13 protein-coding genes and 1 pseudogene are annotated in these 18,192 nt (G+C 67.0%); 5 read left to right on the top strand and 9 right to left on the bottom strand.

Going from position 1 to position 18,192, the window contains the following annotated elements; genetic code table 11:
* Positions 1-3 precede the first annotated feature (3 nt).
* The 3 genes from BLS95_RS21460 to BLS95_RS21470 all read right to left on the bottom strand — a co-directional run bounded on the left by BLS95_RS21460 (position 4) and on the right by BLS95_RS21470 (position 3,472).
* The gene (locus tag BLS95_RS21460; protein ID WP_218135902.1) at positions 4-465 is read right to left on the bottom strand and encodes an Hsp20/alpha crystallin family protein; all 462 of its coding nucleotides are present in this window, start codon (positions 463-465) and stop codon (positions 4-6) included.
* A gap of 46 nt (positions 466-511) precedes the next feature.
* On the bottom strand, positions 512-3,148 hold the full coding sequence (locus BLS95_RS59075; protein ID WP_090933917.1) for a helix-turn-helix transcriptional regulator: 2,637 nt from the start codon (positions 3,146-3,148) through the stop codon (positions 512-514).
* 72 nt (positions 3,149-3,220) lie between these two features.
* The gene (locus tag BLS95_RS21470) at positions 3,221-3,472 is read right to left on the bottom strand and encodes a hypothetical protein (RefSeq protein WP_090933919.1); all 252 of its coding nucleotides are present in this window, start codon (positions 3,470-3,472) and stop codon (positions 3,221-3,223) included.
* A 47-nt stretch (positions 3,473-3,519) separates the two neighbouring features.
* Between BLS95_RS21470 and BLS95_RS21475 the strand changes: the two genes are divergently transcribed.
* Complete coding sequence (locus BLS95_RS21475) at positions 3,520-4,074, top strand: DJ-1/PfpI family protein (protein ID WP_218135903.1); 555 nt, start codon at positions 3,520-3,522, stop codon at positions 4,072-4,074.
* Positions 4,075-4,222: 148 nt separating this feature from the next.
* On the opposite strand, the gene BLS95_RS21480 is transcribed toward BLS95_RS21475, so the two are convergent.
* From BLS95_RS21480 to BLS95_RS21505, 6 genes are all read right to left on the bottom strand, one after another.
* The gene (locus tag BLS95_RS21480; protein WP_090933923.1) at positions 4,223-5,104 is read right to left on the bottom strand and encodes a carbohydrate ABC transporter permease; all 882 of its coding nucleotides are present in this window, start codon (positions 5,102-5,104) and stop codon (positions 4,223-4,225) included.
* Positions 5,104-5,979, bottom strand: coding sequence for a carbohydrate ABC transporter permease (locus BLS95_RS21485; RefSeq protein WP_218135904.1), 876 nt, complete (start codon positions 5,977-5,979; stop codon positions 5,104-5,106). Before BLS95_RS21485 ends, BLS95_RS21480 begins: the two co-directional genes overlap by 1 nt.
* A 143-nt stretch (positions 5,980-6,122) precedes the next feature.
* Positions 6,123-7,484, bottom strand: coding sequence for an ABC transporter substrate-binding protein (locus BLS95_RS21490; protein WP_090933927.1), 1,362 nt, complete (start codon positions 7,482-7,484; stop codon positions 6,123-6,125).
* Positions 7,485-7,667: 183 nt separating this feature from the next.
* On the bottom strand, positions 7,668-9,845 hold the full coding sequence (locus BLS95_RS21495) for an alpha/beta hydrolase (RefSeq protein ID WP_090933929.1): 2,178 nt from the start codon (positions 9,843-9,845) through the stop codon (positions 7,668-7,670).
* Between the two features lie 181 nt (positions 9,846-10,026).
* Positions 10,027-11,040 carry a LacI family DNA-binding transcriptional regulator gene (locus BLS95_RS21500; RefSeq protein ID WP_090933931.1) on the bottom strand — a complete coding sequence of 338 codons (1,014 nt, stop codon included), beginning with the start codon at positions 11,038-11,040 and terminating at the stop codon, positions 10,027-10,029.
* A 794-nt stretch (positions 11,041-11,834) separates the two neighbouring features.
* The gene (locus BLS95_RS21505) at positions 11,835-13,040 is read right to left on the bottom strand and encodes an extracellular catalytic domain type 1 short-chain-length polyhydroxyalkanoate depolymerase (protein ID WP_425434744.1); all 1,206 of its coding nucleotides are present in this window, start codon (positions 13,038-13,040) and stop codon (positions 11,835-11,837) included.
* An 817-nt stretch (positions 13,041-13,857) separates the two neighbouring features.
* Here BLS95_RS21505 and BLS95_RS21510 point away from each other — a divergent pair.
* The 4 genes and pseudogenes from BLS95_RS21510 to BLS95_RS21520 form a co-directional block, all read left to right on the top strand.
* Positions 13,858-15,300, top strand: coding sequence for an endo-1,4-beta-xylanase (locus tag BLS95_RS21510; protein ID WP_090933935.1), 1,443 nt, complete (start codon positions 13,858-13,860; stop codon positions 15,298-15,300).
* Between the two features lie 453 nt (positions 15,301-15,753).
* Positions 15,754-15,975: a hypothetical protein gene (locus BLS95_RS54320; protein WP_143043818.1), complete on the top strand. Its 222-nt coding sequence runs from the start codon at positions 15,754-15,756 to the stop codon at positions 15,973-15,975.
* Positions 15,976-16,016: 41 nt separating this feature from the next.
* On the top strand, positions 16,017-17,993 hold the full coding sequence (locus tag BLS95_RS21515; RefSeq protein ID WP_245765193.1) for an RICIN domain-containing protein: 1,977 nt from the start codon (positions 16,017-16,019) through the stop codon (positions 17,991-17,993).
* Between the two features lie 15 nt (positions 17,994-18,008).
* A pseudogene (locus tag BLS95_RS21520) lies at positions 18,009-18,192 on the top strand (RICIN domain-containing protein); the annotation flags it as partial.

Consider the following 18,192-nt stretch of genomic DNA (forward strand, 5'->3'; position numbering starts at 1 on the left):
GCCTCAGGCGGAAACCTCGATGTGCTTGGGCTTCGCAGCCTCCGCCTTGGGCACGGTGATGGTCAGCACACCGTCGGACAGGTGAGCCTCCACGCGGTCGGCGTCGACGTCTCCCGGGAGCGTCGTGCGCAGCTCGAACTGGCCGGTCCTGCGCATCTTGCGGTGCCGGCGCTGACGCTCCTGCTCCTCGATCTGCCCGGTGACGATCAGCTCGCGCTCGGACAGCTGGACGTCGATCTGGTCCTTGCGCGCTCCGGGGACATCGATCTCCACGACGTAGGAGTCTTCGGTCTCCGACACGTCCGCCATGGGCACCCAAGCCCCCATGCCGCCATCGCCGGGAAGAGTGCCCAGAGCCTCGCCCAGAGCCGCGTTCATGAGCTGTCCCAGCCTGTCGTAGGTGTCTTCGATCTCGCGGGCGGGGAACATCTCGCCGCCCCTGCGACGTACTGTGAGCAACGCCATCTGGACCTCCTAGATGGGTTCCTGAACAGGCCGAAAATGTAACGACCTACATTTCCGAACCTGGCCCAGGCGTCTCGCGGGCACATCCCCCAACTGAGTAGTCATCGCCGCGACTCCGTGCGCCGCGGCCGCCGCCCGGCGAGGCGTCCCTCGACTGCTCCGCCGCGAGCCGCGCGAGCTCGACCCGGGATCTGATGCTCAGCTTGCGGAAGACGTGCTTCAGGTGGAACGCGACCGTGTGCACACTGATGAACATCTGTTCGGCTATCTGCGGGTTGGTCCATCCGTCCGCCGCAAGCAACGAGATGGCGTGCTCGGTCTCGGTCAGGCTGTCCCAGCCGGAGACCGGGCGTTCGGCGTAGCTCCAATGGCGGTGGCGTACCCCCATTCCGCGCAGTCTCTGGCGGATGCGCGCGGAGTCCCGCAGGGCGCCGATGTCGTGAAACAGGCCCAAGGCGCGGTCCAGGCTCTCGGCCGCCGCCACGCGCTGCCCGGCGGTGGAGAGCAGCATGCCGAGATCCTCCTCGGCGGAGGCCCGCGCCCACACGTCCTCGGTCCGCCCGGCGGCCAGGGCCAGGGCGTCGTGATCCCCGTCGAGCAGGCCCCTGGCATGCGCCGCGGCGGCGGCAAGCGTGGGAAACTCATGGTTGGCCCGGCCGAGGGCCTCGGCGGCGGCCACCACGTGCTCGGCCGCCGCCCGGTCGCCGGCGGCCAGGGCGACCCGGACCATCCAGGGGCCGGCGGCGGGCTCCATGCTGAGCAGCAGCGGGCGGGGCAGCTCTGCGAGCAGGGGCATGGCGCTGCGCGGCCCGTCTCGTGCCTCCGCGAGCTGCGCGGACAGCAAGGCGTGCCGGAAGCGAGCCTCGGCCGTGCCCCCGGGCTGTTCCGCGACGTGATGCGCCACCCCCTGCAGGTCGCCGCGCCGCAGCGCGACTGCGGCGAGCACGGCGCGGGCCGCCGCGGCCGACAGCGGCGTGATGAGCGCGCCGGCCAGGTCCAGGGCCCTGTTCGCCTGGGTGACCGCGTTATCGAAACGGCCCGCGAGCAGCTCCAGGCGGGCTTCCAGCGCCGAGGCGTCCGCCGCCCAGGCCAGATGACCGTGGCCGAACATGTCCTTGCGTGCCTGGCGGAGCATCATCCGTGCCTCGTCCAGCCGGTGGATGTCGACGAGCACGGCGACGGTGGCCAGGCAGGCCTCGTAGCGGCGGTCCTCGGGCGCGTCGGCGGCGGCCAGCCGTCCGGCGCTCTCCGCCAAGGCCAGCGCGGCCGTGAGCCTGCCCTCGTGCCGCTCGGCGGTGGCCAGGGCGACCAGCGCGGCGGTCCTGGCCGCGGGACCGTATCGATCCGTTCCGTCGATGACCTCCTGCGCGAACGACCGCGAGCCGGCGTCCTCCCGCAGGCGCACCGTGGCGTACAGATGCACGAGGGTCGCCCGCTCGTGTACGTGGCGGGGGAGGCCGGGCACCGCCAGCACCGTCTCGGCCTCGCGGATCGCCTCTTCACCCCGGCCCGTCAGGTACATGGTGTCCGCGAGCAGGCAGCGCAGTTCGGCCACCCCGTACACGGAGCCGTGCTCGGCGAGGCGGCCACGCACCATCTGCTCGGCCTCGTCCAGCCGGCCATTGGCGACCGCCGCGTCTATGTCGGAGGAGGCCGGGCCGGTGAGCAGGCCGGCCGACCCCGGCCGCTCAGAGCCCATGAGAACGCCGGACTGGTCGAGCAGGGTCTGCCGCACCGATGAGGGGATGCCCGCGGCGACGATGTCCCCGACGAGTTCGTGACGGAAGGTGAGGCCGTGCTCGGTCACGAGGAGGATGCCCGCGGCCGTGGCCTCCTCCGTCATCGGGAGCAGCGCGGCGGGCGTGGTGTCCAGCAGCGACGCGGCGTGCTCCAGCGACAACGAACGGCCCAGCACTGCGATCGTCTCCATCAGGCTCCTGGCCTCCGCGCTCAGTGTGTCGATCCAGTGCCGCACCACCATCCGCAGCCGGTCGGGCACGCGGGCCCGCGTCGCGTCCCCCAGCAGCCCTTCCTCGCGCAGCCCCGCGAACAGCTCGGTGATCAGCAGCGGATTGCCTCCGGCGGCCGCCGCCAGCGCCCGCGTCGCCGGGTCCGGCGACCGCCCGAGCGTGTCCTGCGTCAGCGCCGCGACCGCGTCCGGTGACAGCGGCGCGAGCGTCACCCTGTCGGCCCCCTCCCGCTCCAGGAGGTCGAACAGCGACACGGCCTGGCCCCCGTCCGGCACTGTCGAGCGGCTCATCATCCAGCCGATGGGCCAGTTGGCCAGCCGGTCGTGCAGGCTGTGCAACGTCCTCAGGGTCACCGGGTCCGCCCGTTGCAGGTCGTCGAGCACGGCCAGCACCGGTGACGTGGCCAACTGCTCGAACCCTGCCCGCAGCCGCTCCAGGACCGGCGGACCGAAACGGGCGGCGGCGTCGCCCCGCTCAGAGCGCAGATCGAGGGCCTCCAGCAACATGCCGCACGGGGCGACCTCGCCCAGTTCCTCCACCCTGCCGTGTACAACCCCGATGCCGCGTTCGGACGCCTCGGCGACCGCTTCGGCCAGCAGCCGGCTCTTCCCCGATCCGGGTTCGCCGTCCACCAGCAGCGTCCCGCCCGCACCTCGCCGCAACACCCGCAGCAGGCCATCGACGTGACGCCACTCCCGATCGCGTCCCCGCATGCTGTCCTCCCATGGCCGCCTACCACGACGGGGAACGGTGAATCCCAAGCCCGCCAAGATCTTTCACACCGGTTATGCGCCGTTCAACGGCCGAGCACCGTGCCGGTCAAGGCCGATGGCGAGGAGTTCCTCCACCGCGTCTGCGGCGAACTGGCCTTCGACCTCCAGGATCTGGTCAAGAAGGCTTCGCGAGCGCTCAGGAAGCGCATTACCGCTGGCGTGCCTGCAGGCACGAACCTCGTCAAACCACAGGTCAGAGCCGTCGGCGTACATGGCGATGCCGAGGGTGAGGCTTCCGGTCAAGGTCTGCCATTCCTGCCGCATGCGGATTAAGATCCACCGTGGGAAGAATAGGAGGAGTTATGGCCCGAGTGCTTGTTCTGACCGGTGATGCGGCGGAAGAGCTGGACTCCATGTACCCCGTCTTCCGGCTCCGGGAAGGGGGTCATGAGGCGATCGTGGCCGCCCCCACCACTCGTGCGGTAAAGCTGGTGGTCCACGACTTCGAGCCCGGCTGGGACGCCTACACCGAGAAGCCCGGCCATCAGTTGCCGGTGGATCTCGCGTTCGCCGACGTGCGCCCCGAGGATTACCAGGCGCTGGTGATCCCGGGCGGCCGCGCACCGGAGTACATCCGCACCGATCCCGACGTCGCCCGTATCGTGCGCCACTTCTTCGAGCGCGGCTTGCCGGTGGGCACGATTTGCCACGGCCCGCAGGTGCCGGCCGCGCTCGGCCTGCTGCGCGGCCGTACCACGGCGGCGTTCCCACCACTGAGGGCTGACATGGAGCTGGCCGGCGCGACCTTCGTGGACGCCCCCGACGTGGTGGACGGCGCGATGGTCTCCTGTCGTGGCTGGCCTGACCTGCCCGAATGGTCGCGCGCCTTCATGCGCGTACTGGAGGGCGCGAACGTGTCGGTGTAGGTGATTCGTCGGGACGGCAGCGTCGGTAGCACGGTGGGATTTGCCCCCAGGGAGAATCACTTCAAGCGCAGAGCCCTTCGTCCGGTGGGAGGAAGGGCTCAGGGGCGCCGAATGGTTGGTCCCCTCCCCACCGAACGCGGGCCCCGGCCTACCTCAGGCCACCGACGGACAACCCTCCGCGCCAGTGCCGCTGCAGAGTGAAGAAGGCGATGACGAGTGGGATGACCGACACGAGCGCGCCCATGATGATGAGGCTCCAGAGGGAGGTACTGCCCGCATTGTTCCCCGAGGCGATCCCCTGCCAGACGCCGAGTCCGACGGTGACGGGGAAGAGGCGGTTGTCGGAGAGCATGGCGAGGGGCAGGAAATAGTTGTTCCAGGATGCCACGGCGGACAGCAGCAGCACTGTGACCACCGCGGGCCGCATCAGGGGGAATGCGACCTGGAGAAACGTTCGTACCTCACCCGCGCCGTCGGCCCGCGCCGCGTCCAGGATCTCGTCGGGAACCGCGTCGCGCGCGTAGATGTGCATGAGGTAGACCCCGAACGGGTTGAGCAGTGAGGGGAGGATCACCGCCCACACCGTGTTGGTCAGGCCGAACGCGGAGAACATCATGAAGGTGGGGATCACCAGGGCCGTCGCGGGCACCATGAGCGCGCCGAGCACGAGTGCGAAGCTGAAGCGTCTGGCGGCGAATCGGTATTTGGCGAATCCGTAGCCGGCCATGACGGCCAGGATCGTGGCACCGACCCCGCCCGCGACCGCGTACAGCGTGCTGTTGAGAATCCATCTGCCATAGATGCCGTTGTCGTAGCTGAACAGCTGCCCGAGGTTGCCGAGATAGTCGATCTGGTCGGCGAACCACAAAGTGTTGCCGCCGCCGAACAAGCCGGGGGCGTCTTTGGAGCTGTTCACGATGACCCACCAGAACGGCACAAGGAAGTACACGACGAGAAAGCCGAGCAGTACCTGCAGTGGGAGGTGGCGTTGCGGGCGGCGGCGGGTCATGGCGCGGGAGCGGTCGCTCATCACAGGAAGCTCCTCCGTTTGCGGGTGATGAACAGGAAGGCGTAGACGCCGACGAAGACGATCCCGCCGAGAGCGAAGGAGATCGCCGATCCGTAGTTGAAGTTCGCGAGTGCGAATGCCTGCTGGTACGCGTACATGTTCGGGGTGAAGTCCGAACTGATCGTTCCGGCCGCCAGGAATCGCAGGATCTGCGGTTCGTTGAAGAATTGCAGGGTGCCGATGAGCGAGAAGACCAGGATCAGGAGCAACGCGGGGACGATCAGCGGAATTTTGATCCGGAGCGCGATCTGCCATTTGCCGGCGCCGTCCATGCGGGCGGCTTCGTAGAGCGCCGGGTCGATGCCCTGGAGCGCCGCGTACAGGATGATCATGTAGTAACCGGCCCACTGCCAGGTGACGACGTTGACCAGGCCGTAGAAGATCAGGTTGCCGCTGAGGAAGTCAGGTGGGGTGGCGCCGAACATCCCGAAGATGTCGGTGAGCGGCCCGAAGCTCTTGCTGTACAGGAATCCCCACATGACGGCCCCGATGACCGTGGGAATGGCGTAGGGAAGAAAGATCATGAGGCGGGAGAAGCGGGTGAACAGCGAGGTCACGCCATCCAGGATCAGGGCCATCGCGAGCGCGACGATGATCTGCAGCGGGATGGAGACCAGCGAGAAGCGGATGACGAACCACGATCCGGACAGGAAGCTCGGGTCGGTGAACGCCTTCGCGTAATTGTCGAGGAAGACGAAGCTGGTGCCGCCGATCAGCTTCTTCTGGAAAAGACTGAGATACAGCGCGTACGCGAGCGGCGCGATGAGAAGAGCCAGGAAGACGATCCCGAATGGCCCGACGAAGAGCCACCCCATCAGATGCTCACGTAGGCGCACCTTGCCGCGGATTCTGGGTGTCTTCTCTTGGGTGCGTGGTGCACTGTTCTCGATCAGGAGGGTCAACTTGGGCTCCGGGATGTCGATGCTGGGGATCGCGGGTGGGCCGGCCGGCCGAAGACGGCGCGGCCCTGCCCTTCACGTCACTGAGCGGTGAAACCTTGCTCTTTGGCGTAGTTCGCCACGTCCTCCTGGAGCCGGTCGGCGGCCTGCGCGCCGGTGACGGAACCCTCGTGGAGCGCAGTGACCTGCTTGGTCATGGCGTCGAAGTAGTACTGGCCGAACGGGCTGTAGGTGACGCCCTTGTAGGCGTTGGCCGCGGGGACGTAGACCTCCTTGTTCGCCTGCTGCCCATCGAAGAACGCCACTTTCAGGTCCACGAAAGCGGGGTCGTTGAGCGCCTTGAGGTTCAGCGGGAAGATGATCTGGTTGGTCCAGCCTTGGGTGAGCGACTCCTTGTCGGCGTAGAGGCCGTACGCCGCCTTCGCCGCGAGCTCGGGGTTCTTGGCCTGGCTCGTCACGGAGAAGGCCGACCCGCCCCAGTTCACCTGCACCGGGTTGGCGGGATCCCACTGCGGGAGCGGCGCCACCGCGAACTTGCCGGTGTCCTCGCCCTTGCCGACACCGGCTCCGGTGAGGTAACCGGGCGCCCAGGCCGCCGAGATGTACGTGGCGTACTTACCGTTGATCACACCGGAGATGTACTCGGGCGTGAACTGGTCCTGCGTCCCGACCAGACCCTTTTTCACGAGGCCCGCCCAGTAGTCCAGCACGTCCTTGGAGGCCTGGTCGTTCAGCTTGATACCGATCGAGCTCGGCTGCGCCGGGTCGTAGGTGAACGGAACAGCGCCCTTCTGGATCTGCAGCGCCATCGTGAGGGCCGACACGTTCGCGGCGAAGTCGCCGAACTGCGGGCCGCCCGCGTCCTTCATCTTCTGCGCCGCCTGCTCGTACTCGGCCCACGTCTTCGGCGGCGTGATGTCGTACTTCTCGAAGAGATCCTTCCGGTAGATCATCGCCATCGGTCCGCCGTCGACCGGCACACCGTAGACCGCGTCGCCGACCGAGACGTCCTTCCACGCGCCATCGCCGTAGTCGGCCTTGACGCGATCGAAGCCGTACTTCTTGATGTCGACGAGAGACTTCTGGATCTGGAAGGTCGGGATCCGGTCCATCTCGATCATGATGACGTCGGGTGCGCCGGTGCCCGCCGAGATGGCCGTCTGGAACTTGTCGTACTCGTCACTGCCTTGGCCGACGTTGGTCCAGCAGACCTGCACCTCGCCGTTCTGCTTGTTGAAGTTGTCGACGACGAGTTGCATGTTGGGGTACCAGCCCCACATCGTCACGACCGGCAGATTCTTCTTGGGGATCGTGTTCGTGCAGTTGCTCGCGCCGTTTCCGCTCGCGGCGGTGCTTCCGCCCCCTTGCTCGCCGGGAGAGCAGGCGACGAGCGCGGTCGCGGTGACGAGTATGGCCGCCGCGGCGGGAAGTCTCTTCTTCATGGACGTGTTTCCCCTTCGGGATCGCAGCGCACAAAGGTTCCGTGCGCTGCCGCTGAGACGGAGCTACCGACGGGGACGGGGCGAGGTACGCGACCCGCGCCCCGTCCTTCGTGCCGGTGCTCATGTGAGCGATAACATTGCGCGTGAGACGTCACTCTGGCATGTCGTCTCGGACGGGCATGCCTAGCGCTTGAACAGACGCGGCGCCAGGTCGATGAGGTTCTTCTGCCACACGTCCCAGCCGTGCGGCCCCGGGGTGACCCCGTCGAACTCGTAGCGGATACCGAGGTTGTTCAAGGTGGCCAGGGACGCCATGAACGTCGGGTACACGAAGTCGGTCTGGTCGCCGACGTACAGACGCAACAGCTTCGTCCCGTCGTTGATCGCCGCCACGTCGACGCCGGTGCCGCTACCGAAGCCGGCCGAGAACGCCGCGACGTAGGCGAACCGACCCGGGTACGCCTTGAGCACCCCCAACGTCTGCCCGCCACCCATCGAGAGGCCGGCCAAGGCCTGCCGCGACGGATCGCTGGAGATGTGGTATCGGGCGCGGGCCGCCGGGACGATGTTCTCCAGCAACTCCTTGTTGAAGTTGGAGGTGTTGCCGTTGCCCATCACGACCACCATCGGCACCAGGTCGCCATCGAGGAGCTGGTGGTCCAGGATCTGCTTGGCTCGTCCCATCTCCGTCCAGTCCGTATAGCTCTGGCCGGCACCGTGCTGGAGGTAGAGGACGGGGTACGGCTCCGCGCGGTCCGGGTCGTAGCCCGGCGGGGTCCACACCAACGCGGTCCGTTCGGCGTTGGCCACGGTGCTCTGATAGGTCAGGCTCTCGACCTTTCCGCCCTGGCCGGCGGGAACGTCCGAGAGCAGGCGGGACCTCTCTCCGGAGATGAGGAAGCTGCTCCAGGTCGGCTCGGAGGTCACCTTCGTCGGGTTCGACACGTCCTTGACCGAGTTCAGATCCACTATCAGCTTGTAGTAGTAGAACCACGGGTCAAGCGGGCCCACGGTCACCCGCCACCGGTCGCCCGCACGAGACAGCGGCAAGCGCAGCCAGCTTCCGTTGGGAGCCCAGTTCGCCCACACCTTGACGCGCTGAGCGTCCTTGAAGTCGGTCGTGGTCTCGAAAGTGACGAAACCGTCGCGAGTCACGAACGGCGTCGGAGTGGTGCCGGCCGCCGGCGGGGTGAACTCGCCCTTCAGCCTCCCATGGCCGGCGCTCGGACCATGGTCCGACACCTTGCGGAACAGCCGAGGCACGAAATCGATCAGGTTCTCCTGCCAGGCGTTCCAGTTCCCCCCGGCATCGGGGTTGACCCCGTCGAATTCGTACGTGACACGGGCGCGGTCCAGTGCCTTGGTCAAACGGTTGGTCGGGTTGTACGCGGGATCCGTGACGTTCCCCGTGTACAGCCGTACCAGCTTGACGTGGTGGTTGATCGCGTTCGCGTCCGCCGGGCCGATGCCGTCCGCCAGAAGACCCGAGAACGAGCCGGCGTAGGCGAACTGACCCGGGCGGGTCAGCGCGGCACGCAGCGCCTGCGCCCCGCCTTCGGCCACACCCGCGATCGCCTGATGCGCCGGATCGCGAAGGACGCGGTAGCGGTCCCCGACCGCCTTTCGGAGATCCTTCGCCTCCTCGTCCAGCCCGTCACCGTCGCTCATCACGACCACCATCGGCTCCATGGCCTTCCGGGCCGACAGGTTGTCGAAGATCTGCTTGGCACGGCCGAGGTCAAGCCAGTCGGTGGCACTCTCACCTTCGCCGGACTGCAGGAACAGCACCGGGTAGGGCTTGGGGCTCTGGGGCGCGTACCCCGGCGGCGTCCATACGAGAGCCGACCGCTCCTCGTGCTTGGTCCGATAGGTCAGGGTCTCGACCTTGCCGCCCTGACCCTGAGGCGCATCCGCCAGCAGGCGCACCGAGTCGCCCGGCACGAAGAAGGTGCTCCAAAGAGGCTTGGACGCCACGCTGGTGCTGTTCGTCGGATCCTTGAGACCCTTGGTGTCGTCGCCCGTGACCTGGTAGGAGTACAGCCCCGGCTTGAGCGGGCCGAGGACCCCCGACCAGACGTCGCCCCGGCGGGTGAGACCGAACTCCGCCCAGGCGAAGGAAGGGCCGAAATTCCCCTCGATGACGACCTGCGACACCTGGCCGGCGTTGGCCTGGACGTACGCGGCCGGGACACTGAACGACGCGTAGCCGTCCTCCGAGACATTCAGCCACGGCGTGTCCGCCGCCGCGGGCAGCGGCGCGAACAACGCTGCCGCGATCGCCATGGCTCCGGCGGCGATCGCCGCCGACAGCCGACGCACGCCCAGCGGGCGTGAACTGCCATGATAAAGTAATGAAGGCATGCGAAACTCCCATGATGGCTGGCCCCGATTGATCCTCGACCGGTCAGCCTGATACAGCGGTGGATAGTTTTGTGGGTGTGGTGTCCGCACCTCCGTCCGTTGGGTTCAGCTTGCCCACCTGACGTTCGTTGGCCCGAGCGTCAGGTGCGACAGGACGCCGCTTCTGTGAGTAAGGCCACTGTCACAAAGCTCTCGGTGTCGCAGTAGAGCCGCGAATCACCAAGCGGGTCGGGAACACAATCTGGCTCGGGCCCTCCCAGTCACCGCACACCAGCGACTTCAGCATGCGCGCGGCCTCATATCCGAGCCGGTACATCGACTGGTCCACCGTGGTCAGCCCCGGCTCGGCCAGCGCGGACTCCGGAATATTGTCGAAGCCGACCACCGACAGGTCGCCGGGAACGTGCAGCCCCAGCTCCTTGGCGATCTCCAGCGCCTTCAGCGCCATCCCGTCGCTCGCCGCGAAGATCGCCGTCGGGCGGTCCTCTCGGTCCAGCAGTGCCCGCGCGAGCGGCGCCACGGATTCGGGATTGAAGTCCCCTCTCGCGATCAACTCCGGATCGACGGGAACACCGGCCCCGGCCAGCGCCCTCCGGTAACCCTCCTCTCGCGCCCATGCGGCCGCCAGGCTGGAACGGCCGGCGATGAATCCGATACGCCGATGCCCCAGGCCAAGGAGATGCTCGACCACCGTGGTGGCACCCGCGAGATTGTCCGCCGTCACCGACGGCACCGTCGAGCCCCTCGCCGGATCGATGACCACGATCGGACTCCCGCTCCGCACCTCGCCCCAGGGCGTGACAACGATGCAACCATCTGTGAGCGTGCCCGACAGACGGGCGAGATGCCGCTGCTCCCAGCCCTCGGCATAGGTTCCGTAGAGATCGCTGTTGGAGTAGATGATCAAGTCGAAGCCCGACTGGCTCAACGCGTCCATCACCCCCTTGAGCACCTCGGCCGTATAGGACTGGAAGCTGTGGATCACCAGGCCCAGGACATTGGTACGGCTGCGCCGCAGGCTCGTCGCCACCAGACTCGACTCGTAGCCGAGCTGCTCGATGGCCGCGCGGACCTGTGCCGTGGTGCTCGAACTGACGCCGTAACGCCTGTTGACCACCCGCGACACGGTCGCGGTGGAGACGCCCGCTAGTCGTGCGACATCGCTCATCGTCACCGGCGTGCCGCCTTCGGCCATGCCGCCCTCACCAGTTGCAATCGTTATCGGTTACGTTTGCAGCGCAAAGGTAAGCGATCACGATTGCAGAAACAAGACCTTTCCGGCCGACCGTACATCGAATGAAACATGCGCCGGATCGGGCGGACCAAGCCGGGCATGGCGGCGACAGAACCGGGATGACCACTGCTGACCTGGGGTTCGGCTGCTCTGCGATGACCATCGCTCAGAAGGGCGGAGCCCAGCAGACCGCGGGTGCCGGCCACCCGGCGCTTCGAAACTTTCGGACCCTTCTCACTGCGCTGTCGGCCAGGCAGGCTCCCGTATCCAGCCGTTGACACGGGACAGATGCGCCGCCTAATGTCCTCGCAACGCCGAACAAGTTGCGAAAGATTTCGGAACCAGCTCAGGACGAGGGGAGAGGCCCATGCGGCCCTCAGAAGGTCAGGCCCCCTTCCGCGGTCCTCGTGCCTGTGCTCGCGCCGGCCACCCGCTCGGACCGCGGCGAGAACGAGCAGGGTGAAGCTCTCAATCTGCGGTGGGGATGGGACCGTGGACCGGGACGCGCCCGGCTTCCAGATCGCGCGGTGACCGCTGCCGCCGGTGCACATCGGGTGTTCCCATGGCACCGCTCACCCCACTGACGACGGTCGGACGGCGTCCCTGACACCGCGACACTCACAGGCGGGCAAGACGCAAGACGCGATCTTGCCTGCGGGTACGGACGATCAGGGTGTGGAGCGGGCCCGTACCGTGGCTCCCCCAAGTCCACACTCCGGTGCGGACAGGCCGCGCCGCACCGGAACGTGGCGTGATCATCTCGTCCAGGTCCACCGCTGGTTGGTGCCACCGTGGCAGGCATAGAGCTGGAGCCGGGTGCCGTTGGCGGTGCCCTGGCCCATGGCATCCAGGCACAATCCGGACTGCACCCCGGTGATGGTGCCATCGGAGTTCAGGCGCCACCTTTGGTTGTCGCCGCCCCAGCAGGAGTAGATCTGTATTCTGGCGGCGTTGCCCGTCCCGGCCGCATCGAGGCACTTGTCGCCATAAACCCTGATCTCGCCCGCCGAGGTGGCGGCCCACTGCTGGTTGCTCCGCCCGTTGCAGTCCCACAGCTGCACCGCGGTGCCGTCAGTGGTGGCGGCGTTGGGCACGTCCACGCAACGCCCGGAGCCCACTCCCCTGATCTGCCCGGTGCCACCGCCCGGCGTGGGACTCGTTGTCGGGGTGGTGGAGCCACCGTCCAGGCCGAAGAAACGGATGGCATGAGCGGCCATCCCGGCTCGCGGCAGGTCGTGTCCGGCGCCCGTGATGGTGTACGCCTCAACCTGCCCGGAACCGAAGACTCGCCGGGTCCATCCGGACTGCGGGCTGTCGGTGGAGGAGGGGGTCTGGCTCAGTCCGTGCACGTTGGTCCACTGGTCGACCTCTTCCTGCAACATCGTGAAGGGCAGGACGGAATCGGCGGTGCCGTGCCAGGCCATCACGCGCGGCCGGAGCCCGGTGTAGCCGGGGTAGGCGTTCCTGACCAGGTCACCCCACTGCTGCGGCGTCTTGTCCCCGCACCCGGCGGGTCCGAGGCAACCGTAAGGCACACCCGCGAACGGCGCACCGGCCTTGAAGACGTCCGGATAAGTGGCGAGAAGGTTGTTGGTCTCCATCGCTCCGGAGGAGAAGCCGGTGGCGAACACCCTCTGCGGGTCACCGTTGTAGCGTTGCAGCACGAAGTTCGCCATGGAAACGATCGACACCGGGTCGCTGCCGCCGCCGTGTCGCAGGGCCTCACTGGACCACACGTCGAAGCAGTTCGACATACCGTTGGCGCTCTTGTTCGCCTGCGGGTAGATGACGATGAAACCGTGCCGGTCGGCCAACGAGGCGAACTCGGTGCTCTGGTGAAAGGCCGTCGCCCATCCGTTGCAGCCGTGCATCGCCACCAGGACGCCCGGCCGGGATGCCACCCCGTCGGGGACGTAGAGGTACATCCGCAGACCGCCGGGGTTGTCGCCGAAGTCCGTCACTTCGGTCAAGGCCGCCGCTGACGCTCGCGGCGTAGCCGTGAGACACATGGACAGGGCAACGGCCGCGACGGCGACCAGTGCCACCATGCCGGCTCCGATGCCGACATGCCCTCTAGTGCGCGTTTTCATTGGCTGCGCTTCTTCTCATCGTTCCGCCTCTCTTCGGTGCCGCCATCTCGGCGGAGACGCGTTGCGGTGGGGCGCGTTGCGCGAGCCCTCGCTCTGTGTCGCTGGGTTCACTCCCAGGGCCGGCACTCCTCGGGCCGGCTACCGCAGGCCCTCGGCGCATGTCGAGCGAAGCCTGCTGTTAGCGTTAACAAGCACTCTGACTGGCTCGGGAATCCTCCTCTGGTTCGTGAGAGGTGGTGGCGGGACGGAGCAAATACGAGGCGGAAAGGAACCGTCAAGGGCCCCAGGCCGACAGCGGATCGAAGTGAGCAGTGGTCAAGCGCGCTCACCTCGCGTTATTGGTTCCGGCCATAGTCGGTGAGCTCGAGCTTTCCATGAAACTTTCATCTGGAGCTCCCGCTGGTGAGCCCCACGCCGAAACTTTCAAAACACAGCGCAGGGCATTTGACCACTACAAGGGCCACCAGTGGGAATGCACGTCGCCGAAACTTTTACTTATTCCTTGACAACTTTCGGCGAGATTCCCACACTGAGTTCCCGAGGCGATCTCCCGTGCCGGATCGGTGGCGAGCGGCGGGGGCTGCCCTCACGACGCCCTTGTGGTGTGCGTTCCGGGTGAGCGCGGCGTCGATCCTGCGGGTGTGTCCCGCACGCTCCTTCCCCACGATTTGCTTATGGAGGCTCAGGCATGCCCATCAACGCCATGTCCCCATCTGCCGCCCGGCGGCCGCTCGGCGGGCGCCGCTGGGCGCTGATCGCCGGTGCGCTAGGCCTCATCACAGCGCTGACGGCGCCGATTGCGGCGAATGCCGCGGAGAGCACGCTGGGCGCGGCGGCCGCGCAGAGCGGTCGCTACTTCGGCGCAGCCATCGCCGTGGGCAGGCTCGGCGACTCCGCCTACACCACGATCGCCAACCGCGAGTTCAACATGGTGACGGCCGAGAACGAGATGAAGATCGACGCCACCGAGCCGAACCGGGGGCAGTTCACCTTCACCAACGCCGACCGCATCTACAACTGGGCCGTCCAGAACGGCAAGCGGGTACGCGGGCACACCCTGGCCTGGCACTCCCAGCAGCCCGGCTGGATGCAGTCCCTGTCCGGCAGCACGCTGCGCCAGGCGATGATCGACCACATCAACGGCGTGATGGCCCACTACCGGGGCAACATCTACGCCTGGGACGTGGTCAACGAAGCCTTCGCCGACGGCAACTCCGGCGGCCGGCGCGACTCCAACCTCCAGCGGACCGGCAACGACTGGATCGAAGTGGCCTTCCGCACCGCCCGCGCCGCCGATCCGGCCGCCAAGCTGTGCTACAACGACTACAACATCGAGAACTGGACATGGGCCAAGACGCAGGGCGTCTACAACATGGTCAGGGACTTCAAGTCACGCGGCGTGCCGATCGACTGCGTCGGCTTTCAGGCTCACTTCAACAGCGGGAGCCCGTACAACAGCAACTTCCGTACCACCCTGTCGAGCTTCGCCGCCCTCGGGGTCGACGTGCAGATCACCGAGCTGGACATTCAGGGCGCATCATCCTCCACCTACGCCAACGTGACCAACGACTGCCTGGCCGTGCCCCGCTGTACCGGCATCACGGTGTGGGGCGTGCGTGACAGCGACTCCTGGCGCTCCGGCGACACCCCGCTCCTGTTCGACGGCAACGGCAACAAGAAGCCTGCCTACACCGCGGTGCTCAACGCGCTCAACGGCGGCACCACGACGCCGCCTCCGAGTGGGGGCGGCGCGGGGCAGATCAGGAGCGTGGCCTCCGGCCGCTGCCTGGACGTGCCCAACGCCGGCACCGCCGACGGCACCGCGGTGCAGCTGTGGGATTGCAACGGTCAGACCAACCAGCAGTGGACGCCGACCACGGCCGGGGAGTTGAAGGTGTACGGCAGCAAGTGCCTGGATGCCGCGGGCACGGGCAACGGCGCCAGAATCCAGATCTACTCCTGCTGGGGCGGCGACAACCAGAAATGGCGCATCAACTCGGACGGCACGATAGTTGGCGTGCAGTCCGGGCTCTGCCTCGACGCCGTCGGCGCCGGCACCGCCAACGGGACCGGGCTGCAGCTCTACTCGTGCTGGGGCGGCAACAATCAGAAATGGACCGTCACTAGCTGATCGTGCCCACGTAGGACTCTACGCACAACATCGCCGGGACTGGGGACCCGCCGGTGGTGTGCCGCCTTCACCGCTCGCAGACGACGCGGTTCATCGCGGGGCGCGGCCGATGGTCATGACCACGACCGCGCTCTGCGATGGCTTCAACCTGAAGCCCGCAAGTTAACGAGCGAACCTTCGTAAATTACCCTGTTGTCAACGGGTAACTTCTGTGAAACTTTCACATTCACGAGCAGTTCGGCGTGATCTCCTAGAAGGTGAAACTCCAGGCGGGAAGGCGTTCCGATGACAACGCCCAGGTCGGCGAGGGCTGCCCCTCGTTGACGCCGGGCCGGGCCGTCGGATGTACTCCGCGACAACGCACTCTACCAACAAGCCACATCGTTCCGTAGGGATCGAATGTTAGCGCTAACAACCCTGTGGCCCATCTGCGATCCAGTCGAGGAGACCCGGATGTCCCCCTCATCCCCGATGACGGCGTACGAGATGCTCCGCAACGGCCATGACAGCCGCAGGTCCGCATCCCCCTGGAAGGAACACCTCGCCCCGACCCTACGGCGGCGACGCGATGTTAACGCTAACGAGCCGATGGAGAGCGGCGTCTCCGCGCCGACGGCCAGGTTGTCGGTACGTCCGGACAACGGCGCGAACACCAACCCCTGGAGGTTCCTGTGAGACGCGTGCTCGCGGTTCTCTCGTCCCTTCTCTTCGTGGGCGTGTTACTCACGCCTCAGGCGTCGGCCGCGACGGTCGACACCAACGCCTGGTACGTCCTGATCAACCGCAACAGCGGCAAGGCCCTGGACGTCTACAACCTCGCCACCAACGACGGCGCCCGCATCACCCAGTGGACCCGCAACAACGGCAACCAGCAACAATGGCAGTTCGTCGACTCCGGCGGCGGCTACTACCGCATCAAGTCCCGCCACTCCGGCAAGGTCCTCGACGTCTACAACTTCTCCACCGCCAACGGCGGCGCCATCGTGCAATGGGCCGACGGCAACGGCACCAACCAGCAATGGCGCCCGGCCGACTCGGCGGACGGCTACGTCCGGCTGATCAACCGCAACAGCAGCAAAGCCCTCGAAGTCCAGAACGCCTCTACGACCGACGGAGCCAACATCGTCCAGTACGACGACTGGGGCGGCGCCAACCAGCAATGGCAACTCGTCCCGGTCACCAGCGACCCGAATCCGAGTGGTGACTACGCCAACCCGGTGGTCTGGCAGGACTTCGCCGACGGCGACATCATCCGGGTCGGCGACGCCTACTACTACTCGGCCTCGACGATGCACTACTCGCCGGGCGCACCGATCCTGCGCTCCTACAACCTGGTCGACTGGGAGTACGCCGGCCATTCGGTCCCAAGGCTTGACTTCAACTCGGCCGCCTACGACCTCAACGGCGGCCGGGCGTACGTGAAGGGCATCTGGGCCTCGACCCTGAACTACCGGCCGAGCAACAGCACCTATTACTGGATCGGCTGCGTCGAATTCAACCGGACCTACGTCTACACCGCCTCCGCCGTCGACGGCACGTGGACCAAGCGCTCGCAGATCAACAACTGCTACTACGACGCCGGCCTGCTGATCGACACCAACGACACCATGTACGTCGCCTACGGCAACGGCACCATCAGTGTGGCCCAGCTCTCGGCCGACGGGCTCAGCCAGGTGCGCGCCCAGCAGGTCTTCCAGACCCCGAGCAGTGTCGGCACGCTGGAGGGCGCCCGCTTCTACAAGCGGGGCGGCTACTACTACATCTGGCTGACCCGCCCCGCCAACGGCCAGTACGTGCTCCGCTCCACTTCGCCATGGGGCCCGTACGAGATGCGCCAGGTCCTGCTCAACCTGCCCGGCCCCATCTCGGGCGGCGGCGTGCCCCACCAGGGCGGGCTCGTACAGACCCTGAACGGCGACTGGTACTACATGTCGTTCGTCGACGCCTACCCGGGCGGCCGGGTCCCCGCGCTCGCACCGATCACCTGGACCAGCGACTGGCCGACCCTGCAGACCGTCAACGGCGGATGGGGCGCCACCTACCCCAAGCCGAACATCCAGACCAACCGCACCGTGGCATCCATGATCGGCCCCGACACCTTCACCTCGGGCAGCCTCGGCCACCGCTGGGAGTGGAACCACAACCCCGACACCAGCCGCTACTCCACCGGCAACGGCCTGCGCCTGCAGACCGCGACCGTCACCGGCGACCTCTACAACGCCCGCAACACCCTGACCCACCGCATCCAGGGCCCATCATCAACGGCGACGATCGAGCTCGACTACTCGCAGATGGCGAACGGCGACCGCGCCGGGCTGGCCATGCTGCGCGACCAGTCGGCCTGGATCGGCGTCAAACGTGACAACGGCGTCAACCGGGTCGTGATGACCAACGGGCTGACCATGAACAGTTCGTGGCAGACCACCGGCACCGGCACCGAGGCGGGGAGCGCGAACGTCTCGGGCGGCCGGATCTGGCTGCGGGTCAACGCCGACATCCGGCCGGGTTCCGGCAGGCAGGCCCGCTTCTCCTACAGCACCGACGGCAGCACCTTCGTGAGTCTCGGCCCGGCATTCACGTTGAACAACGCCTGGCAGTTCTTCATGGGCTACCGCTTCGGGATCTTCAACTACGCCACCCAGAACCTCGGCGGCGCGGTGACCGTACGCCGCTTCGACCTCACCACCCCCTGACCGAAAGGCACAGCCGTGAGACTCAGACCCCTGTCCGTCCTCGCGACGGTCGCCGCCTTACTGGCAAGCCTGTTCGTGGCCGCGCAGCCCGCCGGCGCGGCCACCGTCGACACCAACGCCTGGTACGTCCTGATCAACCGCAACAGCGGCAAGGCCCTGGACGTCTACAACCTCGCCACCAACGACGGCGCCCGCATCA

The sequence above is a fragment of the Nonomuraea jiangxiensis genome, assembly GCF_900099965.1.
GTDB classification, from domain to species: Bacteria; Actinomycetota; Actinomycetes; order Streptosporangiales; family Streptosporangiaceae; genus Nonomuraea; species Nonomuraea jiangxiensis.